This is a genomic window from Niveibacterium terrae (assembly GCF_048213115.1).
GTDB classification, from domain to species: Bacteria; Pseudomonadota; Gammaproteobacteria; order Burkholderiales; family Rhodocyclaceae; genus Niveibacterium; species Niveibacterium terrae.
Map to the genome: position 1 here is coordinate 1016948 of NZ_CP172404.1, position 16069 is coordinate 1033016.

The 16069-nt window shown below is 63.7% G+C and carries 15 protein-coding genes; 9 read left to right on the top strand and 6 right to left on the bottom strand.

Going from position 1 to position 16069, the window contains the following annotated elements; all coding sequences use genetic code 11:
* Positions 1–23: 23 nt before the first annotated feature.
* Together ACHFB9_RS04565 and ACHFB9_RS04570 are read right to left on the bottom strand one after the other, a co-directional pair.
* Positions 24–575 carry an NUDIX domain-containing protein gene (locus tag ACHFB9_RS04565; protein ID WP_417069800.1) on the bottom strand — a complete coding sequence of 184 codons (552 nt, stop codon included), beginning with the start codon at positions 573–575 and terminating at the stop codon, positions 24–26.
* Positions 572–1090 carry a GFA family protein gene (locus ACHFB9_RS04570; protein ID WP_417069801.1) on the bottom strand — a complete coding sequence of 173 codons (519 nt, stop codon included), beginning with the start codon at positions 1088–1090 and terminating at the stop codon, positions 572–574. Before ACHFB9_RS04570 ends, ACHFB9_RS04565 begins: the two co-directional genes overlap by 4 nt.
* A gap of 122 nt (positions 1091–1212) precedes the next feature.
* On the opposite strand from ACHFB9_RS04570, the gene ACHFB9_RS04575 reads away from it, so the two are divergent.
* Positions 1213–1557 carry a zinc ribbon domain-containing protein YjdM gene (locus ACHFB9_RS04575; RefSeq protein WP_417069802.1) on the top strand — a complete coding sequence of 115 codons (345 nt, stop codon included), beginning with the start codon at positions 1213–1215 and terminating at the stop codon, positions 1555–1557.
* Between the two features lie 47 nt (positions 1558–1604).
* Here ACHFB9_RS04575 and ACHFB9_RS04580 read toward each other — a convergent pair whose 3' ends face one another.
* Complete coding sequence (locus tag ACHFB9_RS04580; RefSeq protein WP_417069803.1) at positions 1605–2537, bottom strand: SDR family NAD(P)-dependent oxidoreductase; 933 nt, start codon at positions 2535–2537, stop codon at positions 1605–1607.
* Between the two features lie 256 nt (positions 2538–2793).
* On the opposite strand from ACHFB9_RS04580, the gene hrpA reads away from it, so the two are divergent.
* The 6 genes from hrpA to ACHFB9_RS04610 all read left to right on the top strand — a co-directional run bounded on the left by hrpA (position 2794) and on the right by ACHFB9_RS04610 (position 9654).
* Positions 2794–6909 carry an ATP-dependent RNA helicase HrpA gene (hrpA, locus tag ACHFB9_RS04585; RefSeq protein ID WP_417069804.1) on the top strand — a complete coding sequence of 1372 codons (4116 nt, stop codon included), beginning with the start codon at positions 2794–2796 and terminating at the stop codon, positions 6907–6909.
* A gap of 484 nt (positions 6910–7393) precedes the next feature.
* Entirely contained in the window at positions 7394–7858 is a 465-nt protein-coding gene (locus ACHFB9_RS04590; RefSeq protein WP_417069805.1) for a DUF3465 domain-containing protein, read from the top strand.
* Between the two features lie 92 nt (positions 7859–7950).
* The gene (locus tag ACHFB9_RS04595; protein ID WP_417069806.1) at positions 7951–8349 is read left to right on the top strand and encodes a VOC family protein; all 399 of its coding nucleotides are present in this window, start codon (positions 7951–7953) and stop codon (positions 8347–8349) included.
* Positions 8340–8681, top strand: a complete 342-nt coding sequence (locus ACHFB9_RS04600; RefSeq protein ID WP_417069807.1) for a hypothetical protein — start codon at positions 8340–8342, stop codon at positions 8679–8681. Before ACHFB9_RS04595 ends, ACHFB9_RS04600 begins: the two co-directional genes overlap by 10 nt.
* Positions 8682–8703: 22 nt before the next feature.
* Positions 8704–9036 (top strand): DMT family transporter, encoded by a 333-nt coding sequence (locus ACHFB9_RS04605; RefSeq protein ID WP_417069808.1) that lies wholly within the window; start codon positions 8704–8706, stop codon positions 9034–9036.
* A gap of 39 nt (positions 9037–9075) precedes the next feature.
* Positions 9076–9654 (top strand): isochorismatase family protein, encoded by a 579-nt coding sequence (locus ACHFB9_RS04610; protein WP_417069809.1) that lies wholly within the window; start codon positions 9076–9078, stop codon positions 9652–9654.
* On the opposite strand, the gene glgA is transcribed toward ACHFB9_RS04610, so the two are convergent.
* From glgA to glgC (ACHFB9_RS04625), 3 genes are all read right to left on the bottom strand, one after another.
* The gene (glgA, locus tag ACHFB9_RS04615) at positions 9630–11111 is read right to left on the bottom strand and encodes a glycogen synthase GlgA (protein ID WP_417069810.1); all 1482 of its coding nucleotides are present in this window, start codon (positions 11109–11111) and stop codon (positions 9630–9632) included. The two genes, ACHFB9_RS04610 and glgA, sit on opposite strands and share 25 nt — an antisense overlap.
* On the bottom strand, positions 11108–12406 hold the full coding sequence (gene glgC, locus ACHFB9_RS04620) for a glucose-1-phosphate adenylyltransferase (protein ID WP_417069811.1): 1299 nt from the start codon (positions 12404–12406) through the stop codon (positions 11108–11110). Before glgC (ACHFB9_RS04620) ends, glgA begins: the two co-directional genes overlap by 4 nt.
* A gap of 132 nt (positions 12407–12538) precedes the next feature.
* Positions 12539–13849: a glucose-1-phosphate adenylyltransferase gene (gene glgC / locus ACHFB9_RS04625; RefSeq protein WP_417069812.1), complete on the bottom strand. Its 1311-nt coding sequence runs from the start codon at positions 13847–13849 to the stop codon at positions 12539–12541.
* 247 nt (positions 13850–14096) lie between these two features.
* Here glgC (ACHFB9_RS04625) and pap point away from each other — a divergent pair, with 247 nt between their 5' ends.
* Entirely contained in the window at positions 14097–15593 is a 1497-nt protein-coding gene (gene pap / locus ACHFB9_RS04630; protein WP_417069813.1) for a polyphosphate:AMP phosphotransferase, read from the top strand.
* A 105-nt stretch (positions 15594–15698) separates the two neighbouring features.
* Positions 15699–16004 (top strand): hypothetical protein, encoded by a 306-nt coding sequence (locus ACHFB9_RS04635; RefSeq protein ID WP_417069814.1) that lies wholly within the window; start codon positions 15699–15701, stop codon positions 16002–16004.
* The last annotated feature ends 65 nt before the right edge of the window (positions 16005–16069 follow it).

The window sequence follows — 16069 nt, forward strand, 5'->3', positions numbered from 1 at the left end:
AGGCACCTTTTCTGTGCATCCGCTCAGAGCAAGCCCTTGATGCGCAGCAGGCCCAGCGCCGCGACGCTCGTTGCATCCTGGATCGAACCGCTGCGTATCATCGCCTCGACCTCCGCGAGCGGGAAAGCGTGGGCGACGAGTCCCTGTTCTTCCGGGTCCAGCGCAGTCTCGCTCTGGGTGAGTCCGCTGGCGAAATAGACGTCGTAGCCCTGGTTCGAGTAACCGGAGGCGAGCAGCAGGTGGCCGGCGTGAAGCATCGTCCCGGCGACGAGGCCGGTCTCCTCGAGGAGTTCGGCCTTCGCGAGCGTGAGCGGATCGATGTCCTGCCCCTCCCATGATCCCTGGGGCAGTTCCCACTGGCGGGCCTTGACCGGATAGCGGTACTGTTCGACCAGAACCAGCTTTCCGGCTTCGAAGGCTGCGATTACCGCGAAGTCGGGCTTTTCGACGACGCCGAAGATTCCGGACGAACCGTCGGCACGGACGACGTGGTCCTCCCTGACCGTCATCCAGCGATTCCGGTAGACGACGGTGCTCTGTTCGGTCCGGATCTCGGTTGTGGGGGGCTGGTTCATTCCGACCTCTGCCTGGCCTGCCAGGCGGCGATCTTCGGCTGGAGTTCGGCGGCGCGCGCGAGGCTCTCCGGCGGCCAGCACTGCGTGAGATCGTAGTATTCGGGGAAGGCCGGCCGATCCTCGGGCAGGATCAGCCAGGGCTGCTTGCTGGCCGTGTAGATGTGGATGTCGGGCGGCAGCTGGGCGGGCTCGTCGAGCGTGCCGACGCGCACGAAGCTCAGCAGTGGCCCCGAACCGGCGTAATGGCTCCACAGCGCGACATGGCAGCGCGGGCAGCGCGCGATCTGCTGGCCCTGGCCGCTCGCGGAGGGCGTCGAGACCATCAGCGGCTCGCCGCGCAGCCGCGTCAGCCGGTCGCTTTCGATTAGCGCATTGAGCGCGAAGGCCGAGCCTGACTCGCGCTGGCACCAGTGGCAGTGACAGGCGTGGACGATCAGCGGCGTGCATTCGAGCTGATAGCGCACTTCTCCGCAGTCGCAGCCGCCAGCGAGCGGGTAGGCAGAGTTATCGGACAAGGGATCTCCTTCCGTGTAGCGGCGAAGGCTCAAAAAAGCTGGCGGCGCGCTGAGAATTATCCCTTAGAATGTCGCCCCATTTCGCGGTGGCCACCGGCCCCGCCCGACATCACAGGATTCCCATGAACGAGTCGATGCCCCGCTGCCCGCAATGTCAGTCCGAATTCACCTACGCCGATGGTGAGCAGTATATCTGCCCCGAATGCGCGCATGAATGGCCGATCGCCGCCACGGATACCGCCGGAGAGGAAACGAAGGTCGTCAAGGACTCGGTCGGCAACGTGCTGCAGGACGGCGACAGCGTGACCGTGATCAAGGACCTGAAGCTCAAGGGTTCGTCGCAGGTGATCAAGGTCGGTACCAAGGTCAAGAACATCCGCCTCGTCGATGCCGACCACGACATCGACTGCAAGATCGACGGCATCGGCGCGATGAGCCTGAAGTCGGAGTTCGTGCGCAAGATCTGAGCTTCATGCGCCCAGCCGGGAGCCCTCCCCGGCTGGGCGAAATTTGTTCAGCAGTGTTGCCAGAAGTTCTCGTTCCACGGGCGTATGTCGATCTCGCTCGACCAGGCTGAGCGCGGTTGGCGGTGCAGCGCCACGACGGTTTCGGAGATGTGGTCGGGGTCGGACTGAGGACCTCCATCGGAGCGCAGAGTGCCTTCGTTGATGTCAGCATCGATGACCAGGTGCGCGACGTGTATGCCTTTGGGCCACAGCTCGCGGGCGAGAACCTGAGCCAGCGCGCGCTGGCCGAACTTTCCGACAGCGAGGTTCAGGTGTCCGGCCCGACCGAGCAGCGAGGATGTCGAACCGGTCAACACGATCGTCCCTTGTTCGCGCGACAGCATCGAACGTGCCGCTTGCCGCGCGACGAGGAAAGAGCCGAGGCAGTTCTTTTTCCAACCCTCTTCGAAGGCGGAGAGGTCGACGTCGACGGCGGCGCCGGGGCCGAAGCTCTGCAGCGAATAGACGACCAGATCCGGCACTCCGTGCAGCGATTCCACCTTCGCGAACAGATCGCAGACCGAGGCTTCGCTTGTCGCATCGCAGCCGTAGGCGAGCGCGATCCCTCCTTCGCTTTCGATTTCTGCCGAGAGCGCATCCAGACGATGTGCATTGCGCGCGGCCATGATCACCGCCATGCCTTCCCTGGCAAGACGTCGCGCCAGTGCGTGCCCAAAGCCCGGGCCTACGCCGACGACGAGAGCCAGTTCGCGCCCGTGCTGGTGCACAAGGTTTGCGACTGCGGACGGGTTTGATCTTTCCTTGCCGGTCTGCGCTGCGATAGAGGAGAACCAGCGCTTCTGCTTGAGCGCCGCATGTTTCAGGCGCAGGGGGGCATTCCGGGTGACCGGCTGTGAGTGCTCGATCTTGAACACGAGAGAGATTGGGCCCAAGGGAATGCATCGCCAGCGCTTGAGGCGCTTCCATATTCTCTGGAGCATCATTTTTCCTGTCGATGCGGGCATCCGCGACAAAGAACGATTTTCTTGTCGGCGAGGGCGGGGCGTCAGGAAAGATCCTCCCGCGTGCGGGCTTTTGTCACGTCGTGAGCAAGGGCTGGTTCAGTCGGGGGGCCGTCGCGTACATGTCGGGCGCGGAAAGGAATGCTCGCCATGCCCGGCGGCGGGGGCCAAGCTGGGGCTTGGTTCGCGAAACCGGTAAAATCAATGCCTTCCGTGTTTTGACTGCGTTTCCCCCATGTCCCGCCCCTCTCTGCTCGATCTCGTCCTGTCCAAAGACCGTTCCCGGCTGAACCGCGCTTTGGGGTCAGGTCTTGCATCGCGGCGCCCAGGGAGTGCAGCGATGCAAGACCTGACCCCGGAGTTGCGGGCGAAGTTCGCAGCCTCGATCGCCGAGCGCGAAGCGCGGCGCGCGAAGCTGCCCAAGCCCGACTTTCCCGAGGAGTTGCCGGTCAGCGGTCGGCGGGGCGAGATCGCGAAGGCGATCCGCGACCATCAGGTCGTGATCGTCTGCGGTGAGACCGGCTCGGGCAAGACGACCCAGTTGCCGAAGATCTGCCTCGATATAGGACGGGGCGAGGCGGGCCTGATCGGCCACACTCAGCCGCGGCGGCTCGCGGCCCGGGCGACCGCGACGCGGATCGCCGAGGAATTGAAGAGCGAGCTCGGGACGACGGTCGGCTTCAAGGTCCGCTTCACCGACCACACGAAGCGCGACAGCTACATCAAGCTGATGACCGACGGCATCCTGCTCGCCGAGACCCAGGGCGATCCGCTGCTCTCGGCCTACGACACGCTGATCATCGACGAGGCGCACGAGAGAAGCCTCAACATCGACTTCCTGCTCGGCTATCTGAAGCAGCTGCTGCCCAAGAGGCCCGATCTGAAAGTGATCGTGACTTCGGCGACGCTGGATGCGGAGCGCTTCGCGAGTCACTTCGCCTCCGGTGGCAAGAGCGCTCCGGTCATCGAAGTGTCAGGCCGGCTCTACCCGATCGAGCAACGCTACCGGCCGATCGAGGATGAGGAGGCTCCGGCCAGGCCGCAGCTGCGGGCCGGAGTGCGGGTCGCCGAGTCGCGCAGCCACAAGCAGAACCGTGACCTCTATGAGGCGATCGTCGATGCGGTGGCCGAGCTGCAGCGCGAAGGCCCGGGCGATGTGCTGGTCTTCCTGCCCGGCGAGCGCGAGATCCGCGAAGCGGCCGATGCGCTGCGCCACGACCACGCGCCGGGCACCGAGATCCTGCCGCTCTTCGCGCGCCAGACCGCAGCCGAGCAGGCGAGGGTGTTCTCGCGCTCGAACGGACGCCGGGTCGTGCTGGCGACCAACGTTGCCGAGACTTCGCTGACCGTGCCCGGCATCCGCTATGTCGTCGATGCGGGCCTCGCGCGGCTCAAGCGCTATTCGCACCGCAACAAGGTCGAGCTGCTGCAGATCGAGAAGATCTCGCAGGCGGCGGCGAAGCAGCGGGCGGGGCGCTGCGGGCGTGTGCAGAACGGTATCTGCATCCGTCTCTACGACGAAGAGGACTTCTCGCGCCGCCCGGCCCACACCGAGCCCGAGATCCTGCGCTCGTCGCTGGCCGGCGTGATCTTGAGGATGAAGTCGCTGCGCCTCGGTGCGGTCGAAGACTTCCCTTTCCTCGAAGCGCCGCTGCCACGGATGATCGCCGACGGCTATCAGCTGCTTCAGGAACTCGGCGCGATGGACGACGCGAACAATCTGACGGCCGTCGGCGTCGAGCTCGCGAAGCTGCCGCTGGACCCGAAGATCGGCCGGATGATCGTTGCCGCGCGCGACCGCTCCTGCCTCGCCGAAGTATTGGTGATCGCCGCGGCGCTGTCGGTCCAGGATCCGCGTGAGCGCCCCCAGGAGCAGGCCGGAACGGCCGATCAGGCGCACGCGAAGTTCCGCGTCTCACCCGACAGCAAGGACGAGGCGAAGAGCGAGTTCCTCTGGTACTGGAACCTGTGGCGCGCCTTCGATCACCTGTGGAAACATGAATCCTCGAACAAGCAGAAGGCCTGGTGCAAACAGCACTTCCTGAACTGGATGAGGATGCGCGAGTGGCGCGACATCCACAGCCAGCTCCACGCGCTGGTGACCGAGCACGGCTGGCGCGAGAGCGGGCAGCCCGCGGGCTATGAGGCGATCCACAAGGCACTCTTGACCGGACTTCTGGGCCATATCGGCTGCAAGGTCGAGGACGCGTCCGGCCCGACCGCCGGCTCCTACCTGGGCGCGCGTGCGATCAAGTTCTGGCCGCATCCGGGCTCTTATCTGAAGAAGACGGTTGGGCGCTGGCTGATGGCCGCCGAGCTGGTCGACACCTCGAAGCTCTATGCGCGCTGTCTCGCGAAGATCGAGCCCGAGTGGGTCGAGGAAGTCGGCGCCCATCTGATCAAGCGCAGCGTCTATGAGCCGCACTGGGAGAAACGCTTCGGCGCGGTGCGCGCCTGGGAACGCGGCGTGCTGCACGGCATCACGCTCTACCCGCGGCGCGCGGTCGGCTACGCCGAGCACGACCCCAAGCTCTGCCGCGAGATGCTGATCCGCGAAGGTCTGGTGCAGGCCGATATCGACGAGGCGGCGCTGAGACATATGAGCTTCCTGCGCCACAACCAGAAGCTGATGGCCGAGATCGAGCGCCTCGAACACAAGACCCGGCGCCCCGACGTGCTCGTCGACGAGAGCCTGATCTACGCGTTCTACGATGCGCAGATTCCCGAGGATGTCGTCGATCTGCGCTCTTTCGACGCCTGGCGCAAGAGCGCCGAGCGCGAGAACCCGAAGACGCTGCAGCTCGAACGCGACCAGCTGATGCGCCACGAGGCGGCGGGCGTCACCAGCGACAAGTTCCCCGGCCACCTGGACGTGTTGGGCCAGAAGCTCAAGCTCGACTATCTGCACGAGCCGGGCAGTCCCGAGGACGGCGTGACGCTGACCGTGCCGCTGGTGATGCTGAACCAGATCCCGGCGCTGCGCTGCGAATGGCTGGTGCCCGGCCTGCTCGAAGAGAAGGCGCTGGCCTTGCTCAAGACCGTGCCTCAGCGCCACCGCCACCGGCTGCAGCCGCTCAGCCAGAGCGCGAAGGACTTCGTCGAGAAAGCCGAGGCGGGCGAGTTTGCGAAGGAGGACGGGCTGATCCGCGCGCTGCAACGCTTCGTCGAGGACAGGATCTCGCTGCAGCTGCCGATGGAGAGCTTCCGCGCCGAGAACCTGAACGCGCACTTCTTCATGAACTACCGTGTCATCGACGAATACGGCCGGGTGCTTGATCAGGCGCGCGATCTCGCGGAGCTGCGCACGAGGCTCAAGCGCCAGGTCAGCGAAGCCTTCGCCGAAGCCCAGGTTCCCGGCTCGCTGGGCGCCCAGCTCGCGGCCTTGAAGATCGCCGGCAAGCCGGCCTCGCCCGAGCCGGAGGCCGCGCGAGGCGCCGAGCCCGCCCGCAAGGGGCAGGCGAAGGCGACCAATGAGCCCGCCGCCCAGCCGGATCGGCAACTCACCGGCCTGACGAGCTGGAGCTTCGGCGAACTGCCCGAGCTGCTCGAACTGAAAGTCGGCGGTCGCCATGTGATCGGCTTCCCGGCGCTGCACGACGATCGCGACTCGGTCAGCCTCGTCGCCGTCGATACCGAGGAGGAAGCCGCCGAGGTCCACCGCAAGGGCCTCTCGCGCCTCTTCGCGCTGACGCTGAAGGACCAGGTCAGGGCGATCGAGAAACTGCCCGGCATCCGCGATCTCTCGCTGCAGTTCATGCCCTTCGGCTCCGACGACGAGCTCAAGGCCCAGCTCGTCGCGGCGACTCTGGAGCGCACTTGCCTGCTCGACCCGCTGCCGGCGAATGCGGAGGCTTTCGCGCAGCGCGCCCTGGAAGCGAAGACCCGGATCTCGCTGGTTGCCCAGGAACTGATGCGGCTCGCTTCGACGCTGCTCGCCGAGAACGCGTCCTTGACCAAGCGCTTTGCGACGCTGAGGGCTTTCCCGGCGGTGCTCGACGACCTTGAGCAGCAGACCGCGAAGCTGATGCCCAAAAACTTCCTCGTCGCCTATCCTTTCGAGCGGCTGCACCATTTTGCGCGCTATCTGAAGGCTGCCAACATCCGGATAGACAAGCTGCGCAGCAATCCCGAACGGGACGCGAAGCAGATGTCCGACTGGAAATCCCTGTCCCAGCCCTTCGAGCGCGAGTGGCTGCAGAAGGCGAGGGCGGGCGTGACCGATCCGAAGCTCGAAGAATTCCGCTGGCTGCTCGAAGAGCTGCGCGTGAGTCTCTACGCCCAGGAGCTCAAGACGCCGATGCCGGTCAGCGTCAAACGGCTGCAGAAGATATGGGACAGCCGGCCACGCTGAGTGGGTGGTCACTGTCCCACTTCTGGTGTCTGGGACACATGGCCCATGTGGGAGCCGGGAGTTCGTCCCGGCGGCCGAGTGACTTCTTTTGTCCCGCCAAAAGAAGTCACCAAGAAAAGGCGGCCCGACGTTCGCGGCCTGCCGCTGCGCGGAAGGCTTCCCTGCGTTGCTCGCGCAGTCGGGGCCTGCGGAACTCGCCCTCGCTGTGCTCGGTGCTCGGACAGTCCTCGGCGTCGGCGCTATGCGCCGACTTCCCCTCCCGTGCTCCGCTACTCGGCGCTCTCGACGGGGTTTTGAAAACCGATTTGGCTTGTCTTTCGGTGAAGACAAGCGACTGGTGGTATGTATGCTTGGCGGGGTTTCTCACTCTTTCGCTGGCAGCGGGTAGGGTGGATTCGCCCGCAGGGCAATCCACCGCCCGCCATGGCGAGCAAGCTCGCTCCAGTGCCCGGGCTGGATTGATGTCAAGACAGGAGGAAGACCGATGAAAAAGCTGTTGTTCGTCCTTGTCCTCGCTCTGGCCGGATACCTCTATCTCGAACACACATATCGAGACGGCACCGCCAGCGCTCCGGCTTCGACGGCTCAAGCTTCTGCCGAGCCGGGCGCGGCCGACTCTGATTCGCGAATCGCCGAAGCCTTCGCCAGGCACGAGAGCAATGTCCAGGTCTCGGGGCGAGGCGTCGCCGCAAGACTTCTTGCTGATGATACGAGTGGAAGCAGGCATCAGAAATTCATCCTCAGGCTGCCCTCCGGGCAGACTCTTCTCGTCGCGCACAATATCGATCTGGCGCCCAGAATAGCTTCGCTCCGCGAAGGTGATACCGTCGAATTTTCTGGCGAGTATGAATGGAGCGAAAAGGGCGGCGTGCTGCACTGGACGCATAAGGATCCGAAAGGCGCTCACGCTGCGGGTTGGCTCAAACACCAGGGGCAAATCTATCAGTGAACAGGGCTTGAAATATCGCCCGCCATTCCCTCTAAAAGGGGAAGGATGAGGACTGTTCATTTCGCTGAATCAAATGTGGAGGTACTGAATCAATGGCAATCAAGGCACTCAAGCGCACCCATCACATCGCGCTGATCGCGAGCGACTATGAACGCGCCAAGCGCTTCTACTCCGGGGTGCTGGGTCTGCCCGTGATCGCTGAAACCTGGCGGGCCGAACGTAAGTCCTGGAAGCTCGATCTGGCCCTGCCCGATGGCGTGTTGCTCGAACTCTTTTCCTTCCCCGATGCGCCGTCCCGACTCTCTCAACCTGAGGCGTGCGGCCTGCGCCACCTGGCCTTCGCGGTCGACGATATCGATCTCGCGATCGCCCAGTTGGCCGAAGAGGGCGTCGCTTGCGAGCCGGTCCGCATCGATCCTCTGAACGGCAACCGTTACACTTTCTTCGCTGATCCGGATGGTCTGCCTCTGGAGCTGGTCGAGTGCCGCTGAAGAGCGCAAGTCTGGCTTCCTACGTCAAGCTGATCCACGATTTCCCCGATGCGCAGGGCGTGGCTCTGGAATCCGAGCAGAGGACGAGCTGGCCCGATCAGGGTTTCGAGGTCATTCGGGAGGCGCGGATCTTCCGCTTTGAGGACGGGGCGCGGATCGCCCAGATCGTCGAGCAGGATGATTTCCCGTCCGGGCTCGCCTGTGCGGAGTGCTGGATCAGCTACGAAGTGCTGAGCGCGCCCGATTCGGGAGTCGCTGTCGATCCGCCGAAAAAGACTTTCGACAACCACTGCCGGGAGTCTTACTGGCTGGCTTGGCACACGGCCCCGTGAGGGCGCGCAGGGTGGAGAGGCAATGAAAAACTGGATGTTCCTGCTGGGCGCGATTCTCTGCGAAGTCACGGCGACCTCTTCGCTGAAAGCCTCCAATGGATTCACCCGCCTCGCGCCGTCGCTGATCGTGCTGGTGGGCTATTCGGCGTCCTTCTATCTGCTGTCCCTGACCTTGAGGACCATCCCGATCGGTGTCGCCTACGCGGTCTGGTCGGGTGTCGGCGTTGCGCTGATCGCGCTGGTCGGCTGGATCTTCCTTGGGCAGACGCTGGACAGGGCGGCGATCGCCGGCATGTTGCTGATCGTCTCCGGCGTGATTGTGATCAATCTGTTTTCGAAGGCCGGGAGCCATTGATTCCCTGCCTGTTCTTTTCGTAACCGGGGATTTTTCAGCATGGAGTGGAAAGAGTTCGGGAATGTCGTGGCCCTGATCGTCGACATGCAGGTCGGGGTTTTTGCGAATCCCCGCCACGACAGGGCGGGCGTCGTTGAACGGATCAACGCGCTGACCGCCGCGGTGCGCGGTCACGGGGGCCGGGTCGTGTTCATCCGCCACACCGATGCGGCGGACGGGCTGGCCGAAGGCTCGGAAGCGTGGCAGCTGTTGCCCGAACTGGTTTTGAGCGCGGCGGATCGCTGCGTCGAGAAGAGCGCCTGCGACGCCTTCCTGAACACGCCGCTCGCCGATGTGCTCGGCAACGAAGCGCTCGATGCGTTGATCATTGCCGGCTGCGCGAGCGATTTCTGCGTCGACACGACGGTGCGGACCGCGGCGGCTCTGGGCTATCCGGTGCGCATCGCGAGCGATGCGCACACGACCGCGGATCGGCCCCACCTCGATGCGCTGACGATCATCCGCCACCACAACTACGTCTGGGAAAACCTGATCGTTCCAGGCAACCCGGTCCGTCTCGCGAGCACCGCGGAACTCTGTGCGATGCTCGCCCGTCAGGCGGCGAGCGCGGCGCGGTAGACGTCCAGGTAGTGCTGGGCCGCCTGGTCCCAGCCCATCTCCAGAGCCATGCCGTTCTGCTGGACGCGCGTCCAGGTCGCCGCGTCGCGCTTCGTCGCGAGCGCACGCATCACGGTTGCGAATAGTGCCTGCGGGTCCGGATCGTCGAAGACGAAGCCGTTCGCCGTGCCGTCGGCCAGAGTCTCGGGCGTCGTGTCGACGACGGTGTCGGCGAGGCCTCCGGTCCGGCGCACGACGGGCGGAGTTCCGTAGCGCAGACTGTACATCTGATTCAGGCCACAGGGTTCGAACAGCGAAGGCATCAGGAAGATGTCGGCGCCGGCCTCGATCTGGTGGGCGAGGCCTTCCTCGTAGCCGATCACGACCATCGCCTGGCGCGGGTGGCGGTGGGCGAGTTCGGAGAAGTCGCGCTCCATCCGCTTCTCGCCCGAGCCGAGGATCACGAACTGACAACCCGCCGCGATCAGCTGGTCGGCGACTTCGAGGATCAGCGAGAAACCCTTCTGGTGGGTCATCCGGCTGACGATGCCGAGCAGTGGCGCATCGCCGGGGACGAGACCGAGACGTTTCTTCAACGCGACCGTGTTCTGCGCTTTCCTCTCCAGGCTGTCGCGGCTGTAGTCGTTCGGGATCTGTGGGTCGGAGGCGGGATTCCACTGCGACAGATCGATTCCGTTCAGGATGCCGTCGAGCTCTTTGGCGCGGTAGCGCAGCAGGCCTTCGAGACCGCAGCCGAAGGTCTTGGTCTGCACCTCCTGCGCGTAGGTCGGACTGACCGTCGTGATCCGCGTCGCCGCCTGCAGGCCCGCCTTCAGGAAGGAGAGCTTGCCGTGGAATTCGACCCCGTCGAAGCTGAAAGAGTGCGGGGGCAGCGCGAGGTCTTCAAGACAGCTGGCCGGATAGAGGCCATGAAAGGCCATGTTGTGCACGGTCAGCACCGAGCGGGTGCGCCCGCCCAGATAGCGCAGATAAGCCGGAGCCAGCGCGGTGTGCCAGTCGTTGCAGTGCAGGATGTCCGGCTGCCAGCCGGTTTGCGAGGCGCTCTCGGCGAGCCAGGCCGCGACGCGCGAGAGCAGACCGAAGCGCCAGACGTTGTCGGCCCAGTCGTGGCCGAAGGAATCGTTATAGGGGTTGCCGGGGCGATCGAAGAGCCCGGGGGCGTCGATCAGCCAGAAATACACCCCTTCGGCGACAGGCTCGGTCTCTATGATGCTGCACGCCGGTAGCCGGGGCGCGAGCTGAGGGACGGGAATGCGACGAAGCTGGCGCGGGAAGGCGCCCTTGATGGCCGGGTAGGCCGGAACCAGGATTCTCATGTCGCAACCGGCCGCAGCGAGAGCCGGTGGAAGGGCGCCCGAAACATCGGCCAGTCCCCCGGTCTTGATCCAGGGCGTGATTTCCGACGTTGCGAACAGAACCTTCAGCGCAGAGTTATTTTTTTTGGTTTTGGTCTTCATCGAATGGAGTGTACCTCTTGCCCCAGCATCTCCGGCGTCACGAGGATGACGCCGTTTTCGGTGACGGTGAAGCGCAATCGGTCGGCGACCGGATCGACGCCGATCTCGGTCCCGGGGGGGATTTCAGTGCCGCGGTCGATGATCGCGCGGCGGATCGTGCAGTCGCGGCCGATTTCGACTCCGGGCAATATCACCGAATCCTCGACGACGCTGTAGCTATTGACCCGGACGCGCGAGAAAAGCATCGTACGGCGCACCGTCGCGCCCGAGATCACGCTGCCGCCCGCTGTCAGCGAGTCGACGGCAATGCCGCGGCGGTCATTGTCGTCGAACACGAATTTGGTCGGCGGCAATTGCTCCTGGGCCGTCCAGATCGGCCAGTCTTCGTCGTACAGATTCAATTCCGGGATCACATGCGTCAGGTCTATGTTCGCCTCCCAATACGCGTCGATGGTTCCGACGTCGCGCCAATAGGGTGGCTTGCCGGCCTCTCCGACGCTGCTGTCGGCGAAATTGTGCGATTGTAAGTGATAGCGGGGAACGCAATAGGGGATGATGTCCTTGCCGAAGTCGTGCGAGGAGCGCGGGTCGGTTTCGTCCCTGAGCAATTGTTCGTAGAGGAAATGGGCGTTGAAGATGTAGATGCCCATGCTGGCCAGCGCGCGGTCGGGGTGGCCGGGCATCGGTTCGGGGTTCTCGGGTTTTTCCTGGAAGCCGGTGACCCGCCCCGTCTCATCGATCGACATCACGCCGAAACCGGAAGCCTCCTTGATCGGCACGTCCAGGCAGGCGATCGTCAGGTCGGATCGGGTGCTGACGTGTTCGGCCAGCATCCGCCCGTAGTCCATCTTGTAGATGTGGTCTCCGGACAGGATCACGACGTATTCGGGGCGGGCGCGGCGGATCATGTCCAGGTTCTGGAATACCGCATCGGCCGTTCCCTGGTACCACTTCGACTCATCGATCTGTTGCTGGGCCGGCATGATGTCGATGTATTCGTCGAAGCGGCCGTCGAGGAAGCTCCAGCCGCGCTGCAGGTGGCGGATCAGGCTCTGGGCCTTGTACTGGGTTGCGACGCCGATCCGGCGGATTCCGGAATTGACGCAATTGGAAAGCGTGAAATCGATGATCCGGAATTTGCCGCCGAAAGGGACGGCGGGTTTCGAACGCCAGTCGGTCAGCTGTTTGAGCCGACTGCCCCGACCCCCGGCGAGGACCAGAGCATAAGTCTGGCGCGTCAGATGGCCGATCAGTTGAAGGTCTGTTTCGCCGCTTGCCGATTGCGCGTTCACCATGATTTCGTATCCTAGGGAGAGCCCGGAAATTGCTGCGTCAGGGGGGTGGCAGCAGGTCGACGTCTAATGAATGGCTGGGTCAGGGGACAGCGCCAGCCTCTGACGCTGTCTTTGGGATTCAGGTTAGGGCGCTCATTTGCTTGAGCCTTGCGCGTAGTAGGGCTGGCCGAGCATTTCGGGCGTCACCAGAGTGATGCCGCTCGCGGTGACGTGAAAGCGCTGGCGATCGGCCTCGGGATCGACGCCGATCACACAGCCTTCCGGGAAGATGCAGCGCTTGTCGGCGATGACCCGCTTGAGTACGCAGTTGCGGCCGATCTCGACGTTCGACAGGATCACCGAATCCTCGATCAGCGCGTGGGTGTGCGCCCTGACCCGCTGGAACAGCATCGAACGGCGGATCGTTGCCCCGGAAATGATCGAGCCACCGGCGACCAGCGAATCGACCGCCATACCGCGCCGGTCGTCCCAGTCGAACACGAACTTCGCCGGCGGCAGCTGTTCCTGCCAGGTCCAGATCGGCCAGTCCTCGTCGTAGAGGTTCAGCTCGGGGATGACCTTGGTCTGCTCCATGTTCGCCTGCCAGTACGCGTCCAGCGTACCGACGTCGCGCCAGTAGGGCTCCTGGGTCGGTGAGCCGACACAGCTGTGGGCGAAGCGATGGGCGAAAACGGCATCGCGCGCGATCAGGCGCGGAATGATGTCCTTGCCGAAGTCGTGGCTCGATTCGGGGTCTCCCGAATCGCGGATCAGCTGTTCGTAGAGGTACTGGGCGTTGAACAGGTAGATGCCCATGCTGGCCAGTGCCTGATCGGGATGGCCGGGAATCGGTTCGGGAGTTTCGGGTTTTTCGGCGAACGAGACGACGCGATCTTCGTTGTCGACCGCCATCACGCCGAAAGCGCTCGCTTCTTTGATCGGCACTTCGATGCAGGCCACGGTCAGATCGGCGCCCTTGGCGACGTGAGCGGCGATCATGCGCCCGTAGTCCATCTTGTAGATGTGGTCTCCGGACAGGATCAGGATGTGCTCGGCGCTCGAGCGGCGCAGCATGTCCAGGTTCTGGAACACCGCATCGGCGGTCCCCTGATACCAGTGCGTCTCGTCGATCTGCTGCTGGGCCGGCATGATCTCGATGAACTCGCCGAAGCGGCCATCGAGGAAACTCCAGCCGCGCTGCAGGTGGCGGATCAGGCTCTGGGCCTTGTACTGCGTTGCGACGCCGATCTGGCGGATCCCGGAGTTCACGCAGTTTGACAGCGTGAAGTCGATGATCCGGAACTTGCCCGCGAACGGAACGGCGGGTTTGGACCGCCAGTCAGTCAGCTGCTTGAGCCGGCTACCGCGGCCTCCGGCAAGGATGATCGCGTATGTATGGCGTGTCAGATGGCTGACAAAACGTGGGTCGTTGGAACGACCTCTGCCCCCTTGCAGAATGCCCATCGCCTTCTCCGATTGTGCGTGCGCGATCCCCTGTCTCGCGCACGGACCTCCGCCGTCCCCACGGCATCGGTCGCCCGGCGCCATCGCGTCGGTGCAGTCCAGACAGTACCAAGTCGAACCCTGCTCGTACAGCCTCTCCGAGGGAAAATCCGCCCCGGAATGACTTGAATGCGGGAGGATTTCCTGGGGGACGACAAATTTGCTTGAACCCGGTCTATGCTGCGAACTTCTGGCGCAGGAGGATGGCATGTTCGAATCGGCGGAACTGGGTCACCAGATAGACAACAAGACCTTTCGCAAGGAAGCGGATGTGCTGCGCGTCGAACTGCTCAAAGCGCAGTACGAACTGAAAGAGGCGGCGCAGATGCCGGTCGTGCTGCTGATCAGCGGCGCCGACGGAGCGGGCAAGAGCGAGACGATCAATACGCTCTACGAGTGGATGGATCCGCGTTTTCTCGCGACTCACGCCTTCACGACGCCGACCGACGAGGAACGCGATCGTCCGGTCATGTGGCGCTATTGGCGCAGCCTGCCGCCCAAGGGGCGGATTGGCATGTTCGCCGGCTCCTGGTACTCGATTCCGATCGCCGAACGCATCGACGGCAAGCTCTCCGAACTGCAGGTCGACAAGCAGATGGCCGAGATCAACCGCTTCGAGGCGATGCTGGTCAACGAAGGTGCGCTGGTCCTGAAGTTCTGGTTTCACCTGTCGAAGGAGTCGCAGAAGGCGCGCTTCAAGGCCATGGAGAGCGATCCGCGCACGGCCTGGCGGGTCACGAAAGAGAGCTGGGCGAGGCTCAAGACCCACGGCAAGCTGATGGAAGTCGCCGGCCATGTGCTGCGCACGACCAATACGGCCTGGGCGCCCTGGATCGTCGTCGATGGCACCGATGACAACTACCGCAACCTGACCGTCGGCCGGACTCTGCTCGACGCGATCAAACGCAAGATCTCCGACGGTCTGGTGCAGAGCTTTCCGGTCGCGCCACCGATATCTCCCCGCTACGACGCCCGCGATGTGCTGTCGGCTTTGGACCTGAGCCTGAGCCTCGCGAAGGACGCCTACGAGAAGCAACTCGCCAAATGGCAGGGCAAGCTCTCCGAGCTCGTCCGTCACCCGAAATTCAATGACAAGGCGCTGGTCCTGGTCTTCGAAGGAGCGGATGCGGCGGGCAAGGGCAGCGCGATTCGGCGGATCTCGGCCGCGATGGATGCGCGCCAGTATCAGATCGTTCCGATCGCTGCGCCTTCCGATGAAGAGAGCGCCCAGCCCTATCTGTGGCGCTTCTGGCGCCATGTCCCGCGCAAGGGCCGGGTCGCGATCTTCGACCGCTCCTGGTATGGCCGCGTGCTGGTCGAACGGATCGAGGGTTTCTGCAAGGAAGCCGACTGGTTGCGCGCCTATGCCGAGATCAACGACTTCGAGCATGAACTCGAGGAAGCCGGCATCGCGGTGATCAAGTTCTGGCTGCAGATCGACCCGGACGAACAGCTCAGGCGTTTCAAGGAGCGCGAAGCGACCGAGTTCAAGCGCTTCAAGATCACCGAGGACGACTGGCGCAACCGCGACAAATGGGATGCCTACCGCGAGGCCGCCTGCGACATGGTCGACCGGACCAGCACCGGACAGGCGCCCTGGATCCTCGTCGAAGCCAACGACAAACGCTTCGCGCGGGTCAAGATCCTCAAGGCCGTCTGCGAGCGGCTCGAAGCGATGGTCGCCGGCAAGGAGAAGGGCGATTGAGCGCCTGGCTTCGATCAGTGAAGGCGCAGGAAAAGGCTTGCGTATCGAGCCAGGCTTTGCGCTCGAATATTTCTTTGGCGCTTGCATTAATGGGTGGAGTTTTGCATGGCTGAAATCAGTCTGGTTCGCGACAGTGGTTGGGTGGATCGATTCAGGAAGTACAAGGTTGTTGTGGACGGGGTCTGCGTCGGGAAGATCGCGAATGGCGGGAGCTTTACGCATCAGGTGGCGTCCGGTGAGCATACGATTCGCGTGGAAATTGACTGGTGCAAGACAAAGCGTCTGAGTTTTTCCGCGGGCGAGGCTCCGGTCGCATTCAAAGTCAGAAGCAATCTTCGGGGCTGGAAGATACTGCTGGTCACCGCATACCTTGTTCTACCGTCACGGTGGATCGTGCTTGAGGCGGCTTGAGTGGGAATGTGTATGGTATCCGGATGTTGAAGATCCGCATTGCCAATCAGTTGGGCTGTTTGTGC

Excerpts from the sequence above, each read along its gene's own strand:
- ACHFB9_RS04565 (WP_417069800.1), bottom strand. The coding sequence starts at position 575 with ATGAACCAGCCCCCCACAACCGAGATCCGGACCGAACAGAGCACCGTC.
- ACHFB9_RS04575 (WP_417069802.1), top strand. The coding sequence starts at position 1,213 with ATGAACGAGTCGATGCCCCGCTGCCCGCAATGTCAGTCCGAATTCACC.
- ACHFB9_RS04580 (WP_417069803.1), bottom strand. The coding sequence starts at position 2,537 with ATGCTCCAGAGAATATGGAAGCGCCTCAAGCGCTGGCGATGCATTCCC.
- hrpA (WP_417069804.1), top strand. The coding sequence starts at position 2,794 with ATGTCCCGCCCCTCTCTGCTCGATCTCGTCCTGTCCAAAGACCGTTCC.
- ACHFB9_RS04590 (WP_417069805.1), top strand. The coding sequence starts at position 7,394 with ATGAAAAAGCTGTTGTTCGTCCTTGTCCTCGCTCTGGCCGGATACCTC.
- ACHFB9_RS04595 (WP_417069806.1), top strand. The coding sequence starts at position 7,951 with ATGGCAATCAAGGCACTCAAGCGCACCCATCACATCGCGCTGATCGCG.
- ACHFB9_RS04605 (WP_417069808.1), top strand. The coding sequence starts at position 8,704 with ATGAAAAACTGGATGTTCCTGCTGGGCGCGATTCTCTGCGAAGTCACG.
- ACHFB9_RS04610 (WP_417069809.1), top strand. The coding sequence starts at position 9,076 with ATGGAGTGGAAAGAGTTCGGGAATGTCGTGGCCCTGATCGTCGACATG.
- glgA (WP_417069810.1), bottom strand. The coding sequence starts at position 11,111 with ATGAAGACCAAAACCAAAAAAAATAACTCTGCGCTGAAGGTTCTGTTC.
- glgC (WP_417069811.1), bottom strand. The coding sequence starts at position 12,406 with ATGGTGAACGCGCAATCGGCAAGCGGCGAAACAGACCTTCAACTGATC.
- glgC (WP_417069812.1), bottom strand. The coding sequence starts at position 13,849 with ATGGGCATTCTGCAAGGGGGCAGAGGTCGTTCCAACGACCCACGTTTT.
- pap (WP_417069813.1), top strand. The coding sequence starts at position 14,097 with ATGTTCGAATCGGCGGAACTGGGTCACCAGATAGACAACAAGACCTTT.
- ACHFB9_RS04635 (WP_417069814.1), top strand. The coding sequence starts at position 15,699 with ATGGCTGAAATCAGTCTGGTTCGCGACAGTGGTTGGGTGGATCGATTC.